The sequence below is a fragment of the Neisseria sp. HMSC066H01 genome (assembly GCF_001837375.1).
Lineage (GTDB): Bacteria > Pseudomonadota > Gammaproteobacteria > Burkholderiales > Neisseriaceae > Neisseria.
The window spans coordinates 269,920-290,493 of sequence record NZ_KV832195.1 but is presented as its reverse complement, the minus strand read 5'-3'; the positions used below and the strand labels follow the sequence as shown (position 1 = coordinate 290,493).

The window sequence follows — 20,574 nt, the reverse complement described above, 5'->3', positions numbered from 1 at the left end:
GGCCGTCTGAAATGTTTCAGACGGCCTTTTTGTATTGGTTAATCCAAAGAAGGCAGGAGTTTGCCCGGATTCATGATGCCGTAAGGGTCAAGCTGATTTTTGATGGCATGCATCAGAGCAAGTTCGGCTTGTGTGCGCACTCGGGGCAGCCAATGTTTTTTAATGATGCCTACGCCGTGTTCGGCGGCAATGGTACCGTGGCAGGCAAGGATGTTTTCATAAACAATGGTATTGACGGCATCTTCGTATTGGTAGGCTTCGTTGCTCAATACGTTGGGCAGGAATGTATTGTAATGCAGGCTGCCGTCGCCCAAATGTCCGAAGCAGACAATTTGTATGCCGGGGAAACGGGTTTCCAAGGCAGGGGCGCATTGGCGGACAAAAGCGGCTACTTGGGCGATAGGGACGGCGATGTCGTGTTTGATGCTGGTGCCGAGTTTGCGTTGGGAAGCGGAAATATTTTCACGCAAGGTCCACAAATCGGAGCGTTCCTGCTCGGATTGAGCCAAGATACTGTTTTCCCATCCGTTTTGATAGAGAAATTCGGCAAGCTTTTCATCCAAACCTGCGTCGGGAACGGAATCTGTGAGTTCAATTAAAATATGCCATTCCGCATCGGCAGGCTTTTTGAGTTGGCTGAATTCCGAAGATAAATCAAGGGCAAAGCGGCTAATCAGCTCGAAACTGGTCAAGCGTTCGGCAAAATGGCCTTGCACAGCGGTCAAAAGCGAGACGGCAGATTCAATATCATCTAGGCCTACCCATGCGGTCGCTTTGGTTTTGGGCTGGGCAAAGAGTTTGAGTGTGGCGGCGGTAATGATGCCTAATGTTCCTTCGCTGCCGATAAAAAGATGGCGCAAGTCGTAGCCGGTCGTGTTTTTGTGTAGGGGCTGAAGGTGGGAAACCAGTTCGCCGTTTGGTAAAACGACTTCCAAACCCAATACCAAATCACGCATGCTGCCGTAACGCAAGACATTCAAACCGCCGGCATTACAGGCGATATTGCCGCCGATTTGGCAAGAGCCTTCGCTGGCAAGGCTGAGCGGAAACAGTCGTCCTGCTTTATCTGCCGCCTTTTGAGCATTTTGCAAAATCACACCGGCTTCAACCGTCATGCTGTTATCGGCAAGGTTGATATCGCGGATGCGGTTGAGCTTGGAGAGGTTGAGCAGTACGCCTTCGGTGGTTACCGTTGCGCCGCATAATCCGGTATTGCCGCCTTGCGGGGTGACGCGGATGCGGTTTTCAAAACAGAAACGCATGATTTTCTGCACGCTTTCGACAGAGTTCGGCTGTAAGACAATATCCGGAGAAGAAGTAAAACGGCGGCGTTGGTCGTTTAACAAGGCCGGAGTGGCTTCGATGATTTCAGAGGCGGAAAGAAACGCTGCAAAACGGTCGTGAAGGTGCATGGCGGTCAGACGGAAATATTGGGAAGGGAAGATGAAGGAATGTAAAAAAGCAGGATACGCAATGGTATCCTGCTTTTTTTATATTCAAAAGAATATTATTTAGCAGCTTCAGAAGCGGCAGAAGCAGCGGCATCAGTAGCAGATGCAGCAGCTTCAGTAGCAGAAGCAGCGGCTTCAGTAGCAGAAGCAGCAGCTTCGGTAGCGGCAGAAGCAGCGGCATCAGCAGTAGAGGCAGCAGCTTCAGTAGCAGAAGCAGCGGCTTCAGAAGCAGCAGAAGCGGCAGTTTCAGCAGCTTTATCAGCACCGCCACAAGCGGCCAAAGCTAAAGACAACAAAGCAGCAGCGAACAGAGATTTTTTCATTTTTAAGAACCTTTTTTAAATCGATTTAAACTAAAAATAGCCGTCAAACGGCCTATACAGTAGAAATTCATTGCTGAATTTTTCAATATTATGCCCCACGGGATAGGTCAATGCAACGTTGCGTAACCGTTTGCCGGCTAAAATCAATACGAAAATAGTGAAAATAATGTAAATCATATTGGCGCGCGAAAAATCATCTGAAAATATTCATTATTGATGAAGATTTTAAAAACATATTATATTCAATGGGTTGTGTATTTTTATTTGTTATTGGTTTTAAGGGTTTGGAATGTTTTTGCTTTTGGGAAGTTTTTTGTAATTTAATCACTTTGTGTTGTGAAAAAGCAACTTATACGTATTGAAATCATTTGATTTTGCTTTTTTATATAGGCTTTTATCTTTTTGTCGCATTTGCACGGGGTATTTATTAAAGCAAGCCGATTGTTTGGTTGCGGCTGTGATAGAATAACCGAAGCGTGACTTTTAAATATTGATTAAGGACGGCATGATGTCTATTGTTAAAAATTCCGTAGTTTCCCTGCATTATGAAATGTACGATGCCAACAACCAGCTGTTGGACAAAACCGAAGAGCCGATCGCTTACCTGCATGGCGGTTATGACGGTATTTTCCCTTTGGTGGAAGAAGCGTTGCACGGCAAAAATGTAGGCGATACCGTCGAAGTGGCTTTGTCGCCCGATGATGCTTTCGGCGAACAAGATCCTGAGTTGGTGCGCATTGAAGATGTTAGCGTGTTCCCTGTTGAAGTCGAAGTCGGCATGATGTTTGAAGCTGATGATCCGGAAACCGGCGATGTATTGATTTATCGTGTAACCGATGTTGCCGACGGCAAAGCCGTGGTGGACGGCAACCATCCTTTGGCCGGTATGAAAGTATTGTTCAAAGCGACTGTTGAGGGTGTGCGCGATGCGACCGAGGAAGAAATTGCCCACGGTCACGTACACGGTCCGCACGGTCATCACCATCACTAATCAGGCTTAACGCATGATAAAGGCCGTCTGAAAAGGAATGAAATCCTCCTTTTCAGACGGCCTTTAAGTTTTTACAAGACAGATAAATAGGAAATTTTGGCTCAGGTCAAATCAAGCGGGGAAATATGGGGTTTGTTTGAGACTACAATGAATTACATATCACGGTGCGGCAGAATCTGTATTAAGATTCAGATATTGGTAAAACAGGCAGAATGCAATGAGTGAAACATTGGAGCAGCAGGCGGTACAGGCCGGTATTGATTTAGGTTACCACGACATCAACGGTACTTATCATGTGACCAAAACGGAAGTTTTGGAATCGATTGTCGCTGTTTTGGATAAAAGCAAACCGGATTCAGACGGCCTTTATCTGGATACGATGGTTGCGCATGAAAACGGCGAAGAATCTTTACAGATGCCGTCTGAATTTCATGGTGCTGAAGCGGTCGTATTGATTGATGAAGCAGATAAATGTCAGACCTTGACTGTGTATCCAGGCGACAACGATACGCTTTGGATTAAGCTGCCCCAACTGGCTTGCGGTTATTACACCTTGTCGGCCGAGACCGGCGGCAAAAGTTGCTTTGTGCGCCTGATTGTTGCGCCTGAATCGGTTTATCAGCCTAAACTGCTTGCCAATGGCGGACGGATGAATGGTTTGACCATGCATTTGTACAGCCTGCGTTCTGAGCGCAACTGGGGTATAGGCGACTTTACCGATTTGCTGAACCTGATGAAATATGCGGCGGAGAAAAAGCTGGATTTTGTCGGTATCAACCCTTTGCACGCTTTGTTTACCAGCAAGCCCGCCTTTGCCAGCCCGTATAGTCCTTCTTCGCGCGAATGGCTCAATACGATTTATTTGGATGTTGAGAAGGTCGGTGCGTTTACTTATAACGAGCAACTGAAAAACTGGCTGGCGCAACCGAAAATCCGTCAGCGCATCGCTGCTTTGCGTATCACGGAAACGGTAACTTATACCGCGGTTTGGGCGTGCAAGCGTGATGCGCTGCACATGGCGTTTAACGCGTTTGAACAGGATACTTGCGAGGCTGCGGCAAATGAACGCGCTGCATTTGAAGCTTTTGTATTAGAAAAAGGCAAGGCTTTGCAGGGCTTCGGTTTGTTTGAGGCTTTGGACCAGTATTACAGCCGTCCCGGACAAGTGGGTTGGCAGTCATGGCCGTCTGAATTTCATCAGCCTGATGGCGAAGCGGTAGAAAAATTCGCACGCAACCATGAACGTGAAATCCGTTTTTATATGTGGCTGCAATGGCTTTGTGCGGAGCAGTTGCGCGAAGTCAACCAAGCCGCTGCCGAATACGGTGTCAAACTCGGTATTTACGGCGATTTGGCAGTCGGCGTGGCGCGCGGCAGCGCGGATACTTGGTTAAACCGCCAAGATTATTGTATGGACTTGTCAGTCGGCGCGCCGCCCGATCCTTTGGGGCCGACAGGGCAGAATTGGGATTTGCCGCCACTTAATCCGTTGATGTTGAAGCATACGGGCTATGAAAAATTTGTCCATCTGTTGCGCGAAAACATGCGTCTGTATGGCGTATTGCGGATTGACCATGTAATGGCATTGTGCCGTTTGTGGTGGGTGTTAAACGGTAAAACAGCAGATTTCGGCGCGTATGTGCATTACGATGCCGAAGTGATGTTTGCTATTTTGGCGTTGGAAAGCCGGCGCAACCGTTGCGTCATCATCGGCGAGGATTTGGGGACGGTACCTGACGAAGCCCGCTATCTGCTCAACCGCTATCAGGTGTTCTCTTACAAAGTGATGTATTTCAGCAAGGGTTGGAACGGTTTCCAATTGCCGGAAGAATACCCCGAGCAGGCGATTACGGTCATCAGCACCCACGATGTTGCGCCCTTGGCAGGCTATTGGACAGGCAAAGATTTGGATACGATGTTCAAACTCGGTACTCTGCCTGATGCAGCCGCTTTTCAGACGGCCTTGGATGAACGCGAACACGATAAAGCCGATTTGCTGGATAAATTGAAAGAAACCGGCTGTCTGGGTGCAGACGTACAAATGCCGGCAAAAGCCGATGAAACCTTGCTGGCGGCTTTGCACAAATACGGCGCATTGAGCCGCAGCAAGCTTTACGCCGTACAACTGGAAAACCTGCTGGGCGTCATTGACAATCTGAATGTCCCGGGTGTAACCGAAGGCTATCCGAACTGGGCGCAAAAAATGCCGGTTTCTTTGGAAGATTTCCTACAACACCGCCTCATGGGCGGCCAACTTGCCATTATTGACGAGGTACGCATGAAAACAAACAGCCAAATCAAGACTTATCATGAACTTGACCAAATCGAGCGCGATACGGTCGAAAGCCTGTTTCTTGCCACCCACAGCGATGTGTTCGCTTATCTGGGACGACACCGCCTTGCAGAGGGCGATGAAGTAGTACGCGTTTTGATTCCCGGCACAGTAAGCGTGGATATCGTGAACCGCCGCAGCGGCGAACTCATCGTGCCGTCTGAAAAAATTGATGAACGCGGTTTCTTTGTGGCCGTCTTGCCCGATGATGCGCCCGATTATGCTTTGCGTATCCGTTACACCGAAGACACCGAGCCAGTGATTGAAGAAGACCCTTATCATTTCAGCTCTGCGTTGCAAGACATGGATTCCTGGCTGTTGGCCGAAGGCAAACACCTGCGTCCTTATGAGACTTTAGGCGCGCATTTTGCCGAGTTGGACGGCGTGAAGGGTGTACGTTTTGCCGTCTGGGCGCCAAATGCGCAACGCGTTTCCGTTATCGGCGAATTCAACAACTGGGACGGCCGCCGCCATGTGATGCGTTTCCACCGCGACAACGGCATTTGGGACATCTTCATCCCTGCCGTCAAACTCAACGCCCTATACAAATTTGAAATCCGCGATGCCAACGGTAATGTGCGCGAAAAAGCCGACCCGTATGCTTTCGGTGCGGAACTGCGCCCGACCACGGCATCTATCGTGCGCGGCTTGCCTGACGAAGTGGAAGAACCGGCTTTCCGCGCCCGTGCCAATGCCATTGATGCGCCGATCAGCATTTATGAAGTGCATTTGGGTTCGTGGAAGCGCAATCCGGAAAACAATTACTGGCTGACTTACGAAGAGCTCGCCAAAGAATTGGTCGCATACGTCAAAGACATGGGCTTTACCCATATCGAGTTCCTGCCTGTTTCCGAATATCCGTTTGACGGCTCATGGGGCTATCAAGCAACCGGTTTGTATGCGCCGACCAGCCGTTTCGGTTCGCCGGAAGAATTGCGCGCATTGATTAAAGCCGCGCACGACGAAGGCATCAGCGTTATCCTCGACTGGGTGGTTGGCCACTTCCCGACCGATGATCACGGCCTGGCCAAGTTTGACGGCACCGCGCTGTACGAACACGCCGATCCGCGCGAAGGCTACCATCAAGACTGGAACACCTTGATTTACAACTTCGGCAGAAACGAAGTGAAAAACTTCCTGCAAGGCAACGCCCTGTATTGGATAGAACGTTTCGGCTTCGACGGTATCCGCGTGGACGCCGTCGCCTCCATGATTTACCGCAACTACTCGCGCAAAGACGGCGAGTGGATTCCGAACCAATACGGCGGCCATGAAAACCTTGAAGCCATCGCTTTCCTGCGCGATACCAACACCATGTTGAAAGAAGAAGTTCCGGCTGCGACCGAAATTGCCGAAGAATCTACTTCATTTGCCAATGTGACCCGCCAAGAAGGTTTGAACTTCAGCTTCAAATGGAATATGGGCTGGATGAACGATACTTTGCGTTACATGATGGAAGACCCCATCAACCGCAAATATCACCACAACAAAATGACCTTCGGCATGATGTACCAGTACAGCGAAAACTTCGTCCTGCCACTTTCACACGATGAAGTCGTACACGGCAAACGCTCGCTGCTCGGACGGATGCCCGGCGACTGTTGGCAACAATTTGCCAACCTGCGCGCCTACTACGGCTTTATGTACGGCTTCCCCGGCAAAAAACTTTTGTTTATGGGCAGCGAGTTTGCGCAAGGCCGCGAGTGGAACTACAACGAAGGACTGGATTGGTTCCTGCTGGAGCAAGAGGGCGGCTGGCACAAAGGCGTGCAAGACTTTGTGCGCGAATTGAACCATGTCTATAAAGACACCGCGCCGCTTTACCAATTGGACCAATGGCCGGAAGGCTTTGAGTGGCTGGTCGCCGATGACGGCAACAATTCCGTTTTCGTCTTCGAACGCCGCGACCGCGAAGGCAACCGCGTTATCGTCATCAGCAACTTCACGCCAGTAGTACGCGAAGGTTACCGCTTCGGTGTGAATTCTGCCGGCGAATACCGCGAAATCCTCAATTCGGACGACCTGCATTACAAAGGCAGCGGCGTTTCTGCCGGCGCAACGGTGGAGACAGAAGAAGTTTGGTCGCATGGCAAACCAAATTCCTTGTCTGTGACCGTACCGCCGTTGGCAACCGTTTACCTGTATCAGGCGGCAGTCAAAGACGAAGCGTAAATCAACTTTGAGGGTGGGCATCATGCCTGCCCAATCAGCTGAAAATTAAAAGATAGTGACATCAATATGACTAAAGGCCGTCTGAAAGATTTTCAGACGGCCTTATATTGGATACGCAACCAAATACATACCAAGGAATCATTCTATGTCTGCCAAATCATGGCATATCGAGGAAGGCAAGCCTTATCCCATGGGTGCGACCCTGACAAGCAAGGGCGCGAATTTTACCTTGTTTTCCATCAATGCCGAAAAGGTCGAATTGTGTCTGTTTGATAAGGATAAAGAAACCCGTTTGGAGATGCCTTCGCGGCGCGGTTCGGTATTTTACGGATTTGTGCCGGATGTTAAGGCAGGGCAGCGATACGGTTTCCGCGTGTATGGGCGTGAAAATGCAGAATACGGCTCATGTTTCAATCCCAACAAATTACTGATTGATCCGTATTCCAAAAAAATTGACGGCAAACCAAGCTACCGTAACGCCGAAGAAATGGCATGGTTCAGACCGGAAGATGAACGCGACAATGCCGCCGTTGCGCCGAAAAGCGTCGTGGTCGGACGTAGCCGATTCAATTGGGCCAAAGATTGCCGTCCGGAAATACCTTGGGGCAAAACCGTTATTTATGAAGCCCATGTCAAAGGGTTGACCAAGCAATTCCCCGATTTGAAGTACGCAGGCACTTATAAAGCCTTGTGCGATAAACGGGTTTTGGCCTATTTGCAAGAATTGGGGGTAACGACGGTCGAGCTGCTGCCAATTCATTATCATCTGGATGAATACCATCTTCAGCAGATGGGTTTGAGCAATTATTGGGGCTACAACACTTATTCCCATTTTGCTGTCGAGCCGTCTTATGCCGACAACCCCGAACGTGCGGCGGCAGAGTTTAAACAAGCGGTCAAAGCCCTGCATCAGGCAGGTTTGGAAGTGATTTTGGATGTCGTGTACAACCACACGGCCGAGCAGGACGACAAAGGCCCGATGCTGTGTCAGCGCGGTATCGACAACACCTTATGGTATTGGCACACCCCTTACGGCAATTATGAAAACTGGTCGGGTTGCGGCAATACGCTCAATATTGTCCGACGCGACGTTACCCGTTGGGCGGCAGACAGCCTGCGCTATTGGGCGGAAGAGTTTCATATCGACGGCTTCCGTTTCGATTTGGGAACCGTATTGGGACGCGAGCCTGATTTCCAATCGTACGGCCGTTTTTTCCAAGTCCTGTATCAAGACCCGGTTTTGGCCGGTTTGAAGCTGATTGTCGAAGCATGGGACATCGGCGAGGGCGGCTATCACTTGGGTAATTTCCCGCAACCTTTTGCCGAATGGAACGGCCGTTTCCGCGATGACATGCGCGCGTTTTGGTCATGGGAAAGCGGCAATTTGGGCGCATTTGCCGAACGCTTGGCCGGGTCGTCCGATATTTTCAACCACAGCGGCCGCCACCCGTCCGCCAGCATCAACTTCATTACCGCACACGACGGCTTCACTTTGCGCGATTTGGTCAGCTATAACGAAAAACACAACGAAGCCAACGGCGAAAACAACCGCGACGGGCATAATGAAAACATCAGCTACAACCACGGCGTAGAAGGCGAAACCGATGATGAAGAGGTGTTGCTCAACCGCGAATACACCTCCAAAGCGCTGCTTGCCTCCTTATTTTTATCCAACGGTACGCCCATGCTTTTGGCAGGCGATGAGTTCGGTAACAGTCAGCAAGGCAACAACAACAGCTACTGCCAAGATAATCCGATTACATGGTTGGATTGGCAAAATGAGCCTCATGAGTTACAAAATTACACTCAAGCGCTGATACGCGTACGCAGCCGAATCAAGCTGCTGACAGATGATTGCTGGTGGGAAAAAGAGTGTGTGCAATGGCTCAATGCGGACGGTAGCCCGATGACCGAATATTGTTGGCACAACAGGGGCAGCAAGGCGATTCAGGTTGTTTTGGACGACGAGTGGTTGCTGTTGGTCAATGCCAAACGTAGTCGTCAGTTATTTAACCTGCCTCAAGGCAATTGGGAAATTTCTTGCGTACCATCTGAGAAATTTAATTACGAAGAGGCTGGAAAATGTGTTGTCGAACACATGGGGATTTGGGTTTTACATAAAACGAATTAAATGAAAACCAAGCCGTTATTGTGTTAACTCTTTGATATTTCGTCTGTATCCGTTGAGCCGAAGCTTGCATGGCATAAATGGAAATGCCGATGAGATGATGAGTGGTTTAATTTGTAATTAAATGTTTTATAAAGAAAAAATAATACGGAGTGGAATATTTCAGTTATAATCCGTATCAAACCTGAAACAAACCTACCTATAAATTTTTCAGACGGCATTTATACTTCTTCAGGCCGTCTGAAAACTGAATAACGTTGTTTCTATAAACCATCAGGCGCGTTGTCCAAGTGCCTTAAATGAAAGAAAGGCTTCCATGGCTAAGCAAAAACTCCCCATCTCCGGCTACGATTACGTTATGCCCAAACCGGATGCAGAAACCATCCGCAAGTCCATTGTTTACAAGTTGATTTTCATCTTGGGCGTCGATCCTAAAGAAGCAACTTCACACCAATGGCTCAACGCCGCCATGCTTGCCGCGCGTGATCTGATTGCGGAAGATTTCCTCAAAACACGCCGCGCCCACATCGACAACAGCAAACGCATGGTTTATTACCTGTCTATGGAATTCCTGCTCGGCCGTTCATTTGTCAACGCGCTGATTAACGAAGGCGTTTACGCCGAATTCGAAGAAGCCTTTAAGCAACTGGGCAAAGAATTTGCCGATGTCTGCGAACAAGAAGAAGATCCAGGTTTGGGTAACGGCGGTTTGGGCCGCCTGGCCGCCTGCTTCCTCGACTCTTTGGCAACCCTGCGCATTCCGGCCATGGGCTACGGCATCCGTTACCAATACGGTATGTTCAAACAAGAAATCGTGGACGGCCAACAAGTTGAAAAACCCGATTTGTGGCTCGACCAAGACTTGGCATGGCAATTTGCCCGTCCGAACAAACAATATTCCGTCCGTTTCGGCGGTCAAGTGTTGAACTTGGGTGACAAAAAAGAATGGCAGCCGAGCGAAGAAATTTCCGCTTGGGCATACGATGAAATCATTCCTGGCTATGGCGGCGAATGTGCCAACCCATTGCGCTTGTGGACCGCACACGCGGGCAACCTGTTTGACCTTGCCGACTTCAACCGAGGCGATTATGCCTCTGCCGTTCGCGCACAAAACAGTGACGAAAACATCTCACGCGTTCTGTATCCGAATGACTCTACCGATTCCGGCCGCGAATTGCGCCTGAAGCAAGAATACTTCTTGGTTTCCGCTTCCGTTCAAGACATCGTCGCCCGTCACAAATGCCGTTTCCCAAGCATCCGCACTTTGGCGGACGAAGTCGCCATCCACTTGAACGACACCCATCCGGTGCTCGCTATTCCTGAATTGATGCGCATCCTGATTGATGAAGAGGGCATCGCATGGACTGAAGCATGGAATATGTGTTGTAAGATTTTCTCTTACACCAACCACACATTGATGAGCGAAGCCTTGGAAACTTGGCAGGTTGACCTGATGGGCCGTCTGCTGCCGCGCCACTTGGACATCATCTTTGAAATCAACGCCTACTTCCTCAATGCCTTACGTGCCATCGGCAACTTCGACGACGACTTTGTCCGCCGCGTATCCATCATTGATGAAACCCACGGCCGTCGCGTCCGCATGGCATGGCTTGCCGTGATCGGTTCGCACAAAGTCAACGGCGTGGCAAAAATCCACTCCGATTTGATGACCACATCCATCTTCGCCGACTTTGCCAAAGTGTTCCCAGAACGCTTTACCAACGTAACCAACGGCGTAACCCCGCGCCGCTGGATCAACATCGCTAACCCGGGCTTGACCAAATTCTTGGACAAACATCTGGGCGACGAAGACTGGCGTCTGCATTTGGACAACCTGACCAAGCTCAACGACAAAGTAGACGATGCTTCCGTACAGGCAGAATTCGGTGAAGTGAAAAAAGCCGCCAAAGATCGCCTTGCCAAATACATCGAAACTGAGCTGGGTATCAAAGTTAACACCGATGCACTTTTCGACATCCAAATCAAACGTATCCACGAGTACAAACGTCAAGCATTGAACGTGATGCACATTGTCGACCGTTATAACAAAATCTTGGAAAACCCGGATTTCGATTGGCAGCCGCGTGTGTTCATCTTTGCCGGTAAAGCCGCTTCCGCCTATTACATGGCGAAGAAAATCATCCGACTGATTAACGACGTTGCCAAAGTCATCAACAACGACACCCGTATCCGCGACCTGATTAAAGTCGTTTACATCCCGAATTACAGCGTCAGCCTTGCCCAAATCATCATCCCAGCCGCCGATTTGCACGAACAGATTTCACTGGCAGGTACAGAAGCATCCGGTACCAGCAACATGAAATTCGCCCTCAACGGCGCAATCTGTATGGGTACACTGGACGGAGCGAACGTTGAGATTTTGGAAAAAGTCGGCGCGGACAACTGCTATATCTTCGGTAACACCGTCGAACAAGTCGAAGAAATCCGCCGCAACGGTTATGACCCATTGAGCTATATCGAGCGAGACAGCGACCTGCGCCGCGTCGTCAACCAAATCAGCCAAGGCACTTTCTCTCCCGAAGAGCCAAACCGCTACAACGACGTGTTGCAACCATACGGCGACTTTTATCAGCTGATGGCCGATTTCCGCAGCTACATCGACACGCAATACAAAGCGGACGAACACTACCGCAACGTATCCGCATGGCGCAAATCAGCCTTGATCAACATCGCCAACATGGGCTTCTTCTCATCCGACCGCTCCATCGCCGACTACTGCCGCGATATTTGGTACATCAAACCATTGAGCGAAAAAGAATTGCCCAGCAGAAATTAAGAGTTAAGCAGATAGCGAAAGCCGATACATCAGGAAGGTGTATCGGCTTTTTTCAGACGGCATGAAATAGAAAGGAGTAAAACAGTATGGTTATATTGTTGCTTTAGGGTATTTCTAAATGACTCAATTTAAAATCGATATTTAAAATTTAGTAGCCATTCATTCTGACGGTAGCGGTAATGTGCTGTATTGCTATGGGAGATTGAGCGTCTAAAACGAAATTCAGGATACACACCTTTAAGGTTCCACTGCGGAAAGCCTACAGCGGCTATCATGATGTATTGATTGTCGCGTCGCCGTCTGTTGTCGCTGACAAAACTTGCCGCGTCATAAAGACTGCGGCGGTGAAGCAGGATAGTATTGAGGTAAGTACCGCTTGAAAAAAAACTATATGCGCCCAGCCGTGTCGTATATTCCTTGCTGGAAGAAGATTTTTCGGGATAAGCTTTGCGTGTTGCATCAAAGTTGGCGAACAGGCCGCTTTGGGGTGTGAGAGAAAATTCTGCCCCTACGCCCAGTTCGTATTGCTTATAGTTGGCAAAATAATCTTTGTTTTGTCCACTATATCCGGTCTTTTTTGCTCCGGCATGTGAGTTAATACGCCAGCGTGGGGAGAGTGTGTGCGACCAGTCAACATCCGCGCCCCATACGCGGTAGTGGGTGTGGCGGTTGCGGAAGTCGTATTCGAAATAGGGTAGCAGGGAAAAGGAGGAGCGTGTGTCGGCATAGGCGTATCCCGCGTACAGCGAACCGTTGTGATAGCTGTAATCCGGCATGGCCGCCGAATCTTTGTCTTTTTCCGTGTAGCGGTTGCCGTACAGGACACCGCGTACCTGTACACCATGATGCCCTTTGAGCGGAACGGTTTTTTCGGCGGTCGCGCTATAGGATAAGAAGGTCGAATCCGTTGGCGCAGGCAGGGTGCGCTCCATCAGGCACATGCCCGCGATTTCCCACACGCATTGGCTGATGCCGTTGCCTTGGTTTACATTGCTATTGTAGCCGTAGCCGAGGCTGATTTGGCCGTGCCAGCGGCGGCGTTTGCCCAGTTCGGATAGGTAGTTTTCCACGATGGGGCGGGTTTCAGCAGGAATATCTGTTTTCAGAACTTTCTCAAACGCGGCGGCGGACTCTTTGTTTTGGTTGTCTTCGGCATAAAACCGCCCCGCTTCGAGCAGCAGGCGGGGGTTGCCGGGTTCGGCTTCCAAGGCCGTCTGAAAACTGTTCCCCGCCGTGCGGAAATCCCCTTCGTCCCGTTTTTGCAGCGCATCGGCCAAATGAATCAGCGCGGGTTTGTGTTGCGGCAGTTTTGCGTAGCGGGCGGCGAACTGCCGCACTTTGTGCCACTGCCGCGCGTTGAGGGCGTGGTAAATCGCACTTTCCAGTTCTTCTGCCGTATCGCCGACTTGGTAGACTGTACCGTCTATCATGATGTAGCTGTCGTTTTCTCCCACTTCCCCGTGTGCCTGTTCCGTGTCCAGCCAGTCACTTTCTCGATATTGCTGCGTTTGGCGGCTGCTCTCATCCAGCAGGCGGCGGCGTTCATCTGCGGCATCGTTGGACGGAGCGGCAAGGCAGACCGTACAGAGCGGTAGAAAAAGCAGGCAGAAGTGGTGTTTCATGGGATGGGGTCCTTTGGGCGGAGAGGCTGTCTGAAAGAAGTAAAAACAGAAATTCCGCAAGGCAATGCAGGTTTGCACGGCACTTCGAAAACAGGTCAGCCGCAGTATATTTATGCCTACTGCGGCTGCGGTTAAAAAACGGCGGTTTTCCTGATTGCGGGAACGGACGGCCAAACGCCGAAAACACCGGCATTCCCTAATCGCATAAGCAGGCAAGGTTATTTTTTCGCGCCGCCGAAGGCTACGTCTTTATCTGCGCCTGCACGATCCACGATACCTGCCAAGGCTTCCGCTCCGCTACCATAGAAGCGTCCGGTAATATGCTCGGTATTTTTATGGTTATCAAATTTACCGCTGCTTTCGATTTTGGTATTGGCAAAATTGATGCTGTCTCCGGCGCGGGAAATAGTGCCGGCCAGTTCATTTTTACCTGTTCCATAGTTGGCGGTCAGTACGCCGGTATAGAAATCATTTTTCCCTGGAGTATGCTTGTTAATACCTAATACATTGTATTTCGCATTGACCAGTTTCGGCATATTAGCTGTCGGATTCTCACCCACGAACCAAACCGTGCGGTTGCCGTCGTTCATATTCAAATCCGTGCTGTTGGCAATCTGATTGCTGTTGCCTTTGCGCGGTGCCCATTCGCCGAAGAAGACGTTGGTTGCCGCAGTCGGCACTTTGGCAAAGGTCATGCCGCCGAATTTCGGTGCAATCGGCAACAGCGGGTCAGCCATTTGGCGTACGCTAAACACCTCGGTGTTGTTGGCGCGTTTTTCATACCAAACTTGTCCAAGTTTTTTCGAGCTGAACCAGCCCAATACGGGATTGACATCACCTGGGGTGAGGTATCTCGGATTGGCCGCACCGTTTACATTGGCGTTCTGATTGCCGCCGTTGATGGGTGCGTTGCCGTATTTGGTGCGGATGCGTTGCGCGGGGCCGGCTTGGAGGTTGATGGAGTTGGACAGGCCGTTGCCGGTGCTGACCTTAATGCCCGCCGCACCTGCACCGAAGGGCAGGGAATCGGATTCAGCAGCTTGAATTAATTGCCCTTTACTTGAATCACCACCTTTAACTTCTACTGAATAAGCAGAACTGAAGGCTGCAGTCAGAAGGACGGCGAGGGTTAATTGTGATGCTTTCATGATTTTTCCTTTTAAAGAAAAGATATGGTGGATACCGCTGTTTTGTCTCGAGCGGCAAGGTGTATCGGGTGTTACCGATAGGGCGCATATTAATATAAATAAAAATATAAATCTAATTAAAACTCATTATCAAATGTAAAGTGCGGATTGCATTTGTTAATATTTTATTTTTAATATCATTGCATTATCATCTAAGAAATACAAAAATTATAGTAACGGTAACAGGTTGTAGCCGACGGGCAGATTCCTGCCCGTCGGCTACATAGGATACAGTCAAGCCTTAAAACCTACCCTTGATGCCGAAGGTAACTGTCCTGCCCGGGCCGGGGACCGGGGTGCTGGACATCGGGTCTAGATAATAGCGGTTGGCAAGGTTGGTCACGCCGAAATTTAAGTCTATATGTTTCCCTATGCGGTAGCGGGCATAGGCATCAAGCAGGGTGGCGGCGTGCCAGCCGTAGGGTTTGCCGTTGCGCTCATACACCTGCCCTGCGCCGTCGGCAATCAGCTTGTCGTAGTTTTTCCGCTCCGCCTTGCTGTGATGGATGGCGCGCATGCCCAATTCCAGTTTTTCGTTGAAGAAGCGCGTGCCGACATCGAGGGTAAGCGAATATTTCGGCTGCAAGGACTGGAAGAAGCGGCTGAGGCCGAAGCCGCCTTCAAGGCATTCGGGTACGCGTTGCAGGTAATAGTCGAATTTGAAGGCGATGCCCTTGTCGCACACCATATGTTTCAAGCGGTAAGTGCCGCCGAAGGAGGCAAAGAAGCGGCCGCTGTCGAGGCGGCTTTGCAGTTCTAGCCCCTTGCTGATTGCCTTGTCGTATTGGATCATGCCGCCGTCCATATTCGAGGTGTCGATTTGGTTTTTGATTTTGTTGCTGTAGTAGGTGAGGCGGATATCGCCTTGGCGCAGCTTGGCGAAATGCGGGGCGAAATTGAAGTTGTAGCCGACTTCCCAGTTGGTGCTTTTTTCCGGCTTCAGGCTGTATTCGGCCACGGTCTCGCTGCCGTACAGACCGCCGCTGCCGGTGGCGGCGGTCAGTTCGTAAAGGCTGGGGAAGCGGCTCATGCGGGCATAGCGGGCGAAGAGGCGGTGGTTGTCGGCAAGATCGTAGCTGACCGACAGCATGGGCGACCAAGAATGCGCGCGCTGTTCCTGCGGCATGCGCCAGCGGTCGGCTTCGCCGAATTGATGCCGGATCCAAGCGGTACGATTGTAACGGTCACCATATTTCAGCACAGAGTCATTGTTGGTCGCTGACGGAATTTGGTTTTCATTGGCCATTCGGACTGCTGTTTCTTCTACTGAATTAAAACCAAATCCCATGTGGGAACCAGGATAATAACGGCGATAGCTGCCGCTTTTTCCCTGCGGATTGTTTACCCTTTCGCGGTACATTTCCGGCGTAATCTGCACTTTGCCGTGATCAAATTTGCCTGCAACCATTGGAATAATCTGCTTACGGCGCAGGACATAGAGTACATCGTTGTTTTTATCCGCTTGATGGCTTTCAATCAGGCTGCCGTCTACTTTTTGGTAGAAGCGTGTGTTATCGACGAATGTATCGCCCGGATGGTAGTCGTAGCCGTTTTTTTCCTTAAAGCGGCGGTTGAGCCTTTGATATTCTTCAACCTGCCCCCCGATTCTATCAGGGTCATAAAGCTGCTCCATCCGCCGCTGGTTGGCAATATCTTCTTCATCCGCCAATTCGTAATAAGGCATCATCAGGCCGGTAACATAACTGTCCGAACCCAGGCCGTACTGATACCAGGGGTTGCGCGCGGCACGCTGCCGCACCAGTTCGATATTGCGCCCTTTAAAGTTCTGATAGCGCACGCCTGCCTGTATGTTCAGGCGGGAAGTCGGTTTCCAGTCGAAGACCAGGTTCGCGCCCCATTCGCGCTTTTTCGCCGACTGCGGGCCGCCCAAGGCCGCCATGCGGGTCAGTACGCCGAACGTGTTCATCAGGTCGGCGCTGTTAGCGATGTCGGTGCGTTCTTCCAGCGTTTCGCGCTGGTAGTCGGCGGCAAGGGTGAGGCTGAGTTTGTCGGAAAGGCGGAAGCGGTTGCTGAGGTTGAAGCCGTTGCGGACGACGTCGGTACGCTGCCGTGCGCCGGGAATGATGATGCGGTCAGGATGTTCGATGTAGTAGCGTTCCTGATTCAGCTTTTGCTTCAGCTCCGCTAGATTCATCATCTTACCGATTTGGTTGGTTTGGTCGGTCATCACATTTTTATCGGCGGGCGTAATGGCGTAGTAGCCGCCCGTATGCCCCATCCAGCGGTCGGTAATCGCACGGTTGTTTTCATCGTACTGGGCCAGCCTGCGGGCGATTTTGTCGGGCGTGTCTTCTATCATGCGCAGCACTTCTTCATGGGTTCGTGCCGAACCGTAGGCGTTCCACGTCATCGCGTCTTCGCAGCTTTCCGTTCTAAGACCGGGAGACTGCCGTTTGCGTATGTTGCACCAGTACCAGATGTCGTAGTCCATGTCGGGCGTGGTTACGCCGACGACGGGGCCGCCGCTCTGATGGCGGTTGCTGTCGGTCTTCACCCGCCACATATCGGCCTGAAAATCTATCCACTTGTTGTCCTGCGGCTTCCATTCGTAGCCGATTTTGTAGGTTTTACTGTCGATTTTCGTCCCTATCCCTGGTGCCTGCTGCGCGGGGTCATTTAGGGATTGTTCGCTGAAACCGAGTATCCATGCCGTTATCAGGGGGTTGATTTCACCGAAGCCGATTTTGTTGTCCATATATTGCAGGCTGATTTTCTGATTGCCCGGCAGATACCAGTTGTTTTTCAGCAGCAGGGTTTTGGTGTCGGTGTGGCTGTTCATGATTTCTTCGCCCGGCCTGAACAGGACGGCCATATTCGGCACCAGGCTGGCGGAAGATTTGCAGAGTATGTCTTTTTCCCGTTGCGATTTGTCGGGATACTGGTCGTAACAGGCATCCGCACCGTAAATGGGGTTGTTGAGGTAGCTCTGATAACCGCGTTTGCCCGCGTAGTAGTTGCCCTTTTGACGGTGGCTGTATGCGGCAAGGCCGTCTGTAATGTCGGTTTTAAAGGCGGCGGACAGCATCAGCTGCCTGTCGTCTTTGAAGTTGGTGTGGCTTTTGCCGCCCGAGAATTTCGTGTCGGCTATGCCTTCGTCCAACAACAGGGCGGTGGGGGAGGGTTTGCCGATATAGCCGGTCAGCACGTCCGCCATACCCGGTGTGCCGTCCGCCGTCGCGCCTATGGGAGAGAGGGTGCGGTAGTCGCGGCCTAAGAATGGGCGCAAGTCGTTTTTCTGCGCCACGGTGTTGCCGGAAAACTCGGTTTTGACTTCGATTCCCCAGTTTCTCCCTTCGGGGATGATGTCGGAAGGTTCGATGGTGCGGATAGACATCGCGCCGCCGACGCCCGATTTCACGCCGCGCGTGAGGGCGGGGCTTTTTTCCACGGCTATGCTGCGGAACAGGGCGGGGTCGAGGTAGTTGCGGTCGCCCACGCCGTAGTTGTTGAGCCAGACATCGACCGTTTGTTCCGTGCCGTCCAGCGTTACGGGGATGCGGCCTTTGCCGGTGATGCCGCGTATGTTGGGCGTAATCGCGCCGCCGGCGGTGCGGGTGTTCATGTTGTACACGCCGTTTAGGCCTTTGAGCACGTCGCCGGCGGATTGGACGCGGTAGCGTTCGAGGTATTCTTTGCCGACATAGGCGTTGGAGACGTTTTTGTAATATACGTCGTCTGCGCCTTTTTGGTCGTTGGTACGTTTGCCACTGACAACAACGGTATCCAATTCTTGGTATTGTTCGGGTTGAGCTGAGGTTTCGATGACATTAGCAACGGTTAAGGTGCTGAATGCGCTGGCAAGGCTGAGAATGATTATTTTGGGTTTGGGAGTAAAAGCAGACATAGTTTCTCTTTGTTAAGAATTTAATATAAGAGGTTAAGATACTATTTTATATAAAAAATATAAAATTTTTAAATATTATTAATATCTATATCATAATTGATTATTCTTATCATTATTGAAATAATCTAATAAATAGTCGTTTTTATCATAATTTTGTTTGGATCATATTCAGATAAATAGAGATATGAAAAGGCCGTCTGAAAACTTTCAGACGGCCTTTTGTTTCATTTGCTTTGAAAATCAATCAAGCAAGATTATTTTTCAGCTTCTTCAAAGCCGACGACTTCGAGGCCGAAGCCGGTGAGGCCGGTGAAGGATGACGGTTGGCCGAGGATGCGCAGTTTTTTGACGTTGAGGCCGGCGAGGATTTGTGCGCCTATGCCGTAGCTTTTGCTGTCCCATTTGTAGGCTTGGTTGGCGCCTTTGGGCAGGGTGCGGTCGAGCAGGGTGGCGCCGTCTTCGGTACGGTGCAGGAGGATGACTACGCCGCTTTCGGCTTGTTGGATGCGCTCAAGGGCTTTGGGCAGCGACCATGAGTGGCGCGGGTTGGCTTGGATGAAGTCCATGACGCTGAAGGGTTCGTGGACGCGGACAAGGGTTTCTTCGTCGGCGGAAGGTGTGCCTTTGACGAGGGCGAGGTGGGTTTCGCCGGAGAGTTTGTCGACGTAAACGTGTTGTTGGAACTCGCCCCACGGGGTTTGTACGGGTGCGTTGCCCATGTCTTCGAGCAGGCTTTCGGTACGGCTGCGGTATTCGATGAGGTCGGTAATGGTGCCGATTTTGAGATTGTGTTCTTCGGAGAATTTCATCAGTTCGGGCATGCGCGCCATGGTGCCGTCGTCGTTGATGATTTCGCAGATGACGGCGGCGGGAATCAGGCCGTTCATTTGTGCCAGGTCAACGCCGGCTTCTGTGTGTCCTGCGCGGACGAGTACGCCGCCTTTTTGGGCGCGCAATGGGAAGATGTGGCCGGGCTGGACGATGTCTTCGGGTTTGGCGGATGGAGAAACGGCGGTTTGAATGGTCAGGGCGCGGTCGGCGGCAGAAATGCCGGTGGTAATGCCGTGGGCGGCTTCGATGGAGACGGTAAAGTTGGTGCCGTATTGCGCGCCGTTTTTCTGGGTCATCATGGGCAGGCCGAGTTTTTCGACCATTTCGCCGTCCATCGGCAGGCAGACCAGGCCGCGTGCGTTTTTGATCATGAAGTTGATGGCTTCGGGGGTGACGAATTGGGCGGCCATCAGCAAGTCGCCTTCGTTTTCGCGGTCTTCGGCATCGGTGATGATGACCATTTTGCCGGCTTTGATGTCTGCTAGGATTTCGGGGATGGTGGAGATGTGGGACATGGTATTTCTTTCTTGGCTGATGGTGGGGGCGTGGCGGTCTTGGTGGTCTTGATCCAGCCACATGTCAGGCATATTGGCTGCCTGCTCGATTTTTCGGGCTTTTTTCTCGCCGAAAGATTTGTTTTTCAGCAGGGCGGACAGCTCGCCTTGGTTGATGGCGATGGCTTGTGCAAACTTGGTCTGCTGGCCGTTGTGGTGTTGTGTTATCCATTGCCGCAGGTTGTGGCGGCGCAGGTCGGTGGTATTCATGATGAGATGAAATTGAATTGTGTGTAATGGATTGTAGTCTTGTCTTTACCAAAAGGCAAACTTTGTTTATTGAGATTTTTTATTACTTTTTGGTAATAAGTTTTAATGTTT

Annotated in this window: 10 protein-coding genes; 4 read left to right on the top strand and 6 right to left on the bottom strand. The window is 50.8% G+C overall.

Annotation, left to right across the window (positions count from 1 at the left end; genetic code table 11):
* Positions 1-38 precede the first annotated feature (38 nt).
* Together HMPREF2551_RS08205 and HMPREF2551_RS08200 are read right to left on the bottom strand one after the other, a co-directional pair.
* Positions 39-1,412, bottom strand: coding sequence for an FAD-binding oxidoreductase (locus HMPREF2551_RS08205; RefSeq protein ID WP_070838365.1), 1,374 nt, complete (start codon positions 1,410-1,412; stop codon positions 39-41).
* A gap of 95 nt (positions 1,413-1,507) precedes the next feature.
* Complete coding sequence (locus HMPREF2551_RS08200) at positions 1,508-1,774, bottom strand: hypothetical protein (protein WP_003746007.1); 267 nt, start codon at positions 1,772-1,774, stop codon at positions 1,508-1,510.
* A 508-nt stretch (positions 1,775-2,282) separates the two neighbouring features.
* Between HMPREF2551_RS08200 and HMPREF2551_RS08195 the strand changes: the two genes are divergently transcribed.
* The 4 genes from HMPREF2551_RS08195 (at position 2,283) to HMPREF2551_RS08180 (ending at position 12,194) form a co-directional block, all read left to right on the top strand.
* On the top strand, positions 2,283-2,765 hold the full coding sequence (locus tag HMPREF2551_RS08195; protein ID WP_003683125.1) for an FKBP-type peptidyl-prolyl cis-trans isomerase: 483 nt from the start codon (positions 2,283-2,285) through the stop codon (positions 2,763-2,765).
* 217 nt (positions 2,766-2,982) lie between these two features.
* On the top strand, positions 2,983-7,269 hold the full coding sequence (gene glgB, locus HMPREF2551_RS08190) for a 1,4-alpha-glucan branching protein GlgB (protein ID WP_070838363.1): 4,287 nt from the start codon (positions 2,983-2,985) through the stop codon (positions 7,267-7,269).
* Positions 7,270-7,414: 145 nt separating this feature from the next.
* A complete protein-coding gene (gene glgX / locus HMPREF2551_RS08185) occupies positions 7,415-9,400 on the top strand; it encodes a glycogen debranching protein GlgX (protein ID WP_070838362.1) in 1,986 nt (661 codons plus the stop codon).
* A gap of 313 nt (positions 9,401-9,713) precedes the next feature.
* Positions 9,714-12,194, top strand: a complete 2,481-nt coding sequence (locus HMPREF2551_RS08180) for a glycogen/starch/alpha-glucan phosphorylase (RefSeq protein ID WP_070838360.1) — start codon at positions 9,714-9,716, stop codon at positions 12,192-12,194.
* 128 nt (positions 12,195-12,322) lie between these two features.
* Here the strand turns inward: HMPREF2551_RS08180 and HMPREF2551_RS08175 are convergent, their stop codons facing one another.
* The 4 genes from HMPREF2551_RS08175 to ribBA all read right to left on the bottom strand — a co-directional run bounded on the left by HMPREF2551_RS08175 (position 12,323) and on the right by ribBA (position 20,466).
* The gene (locus HMPREF2551_RS08175) at positions 12,323-13,816 is read right to left on the bottom strand and encodes a surface lipoprotein assembly modifier (RefSeq protein WP_070838358.1); all 1,494 of its coding nucleotides are present in this window, start codon (positions 13,814-13,816) and stop codon (positions 12,323-12,325) included.
* 218 nt (positions 13,817-14,034) lie between these two features.
* On the bottom strand, positions 14,035-14,964 hold the full coding sequence (locus HMPREF2551_RS08170) for a Slam-dependent surface lipoprotein (RefSeq protein WP_070838356.1): 930 nt from the start codon (positions 14,962-14,964) through the stop codon (positions 14,035-14,037).
* Between the two features lie 280 nt (positions 14,965-15,244).
* On the bottom strand, positions 15,245-18,868 hold the full coding sequence (gene tdfG, locus HMPREF2551_RS08165; protein ID WP_070838354.1) for a TonB-dependent receptor TdfG: 3,624 nt from the start codon (positions 18,866-18,868) through the stop codon (positions 15,245-15,247).
* Positions 18,869-19,122: 254 nt separating this feature from the next.
* Positions 19,123-20,466 carry a bifunctional 3,4-dihydroxy-2-butanone-4-phosphate synthase/GTP cyclohydrolase II gene (gene ribBA, locus HMPREF2551_RS08160; protein WP_210400288.1) on the bottom strand — a complete coding sequence of 448 codons (1,344 nt, stop codon included), beginning with the start codon at positions 20,464-20,466 and terminating at the stop codon, positions 19,123-19,125.
* Between the last annotated feature and the right edge of the window lie 108 nt (positions 20,467-20,574).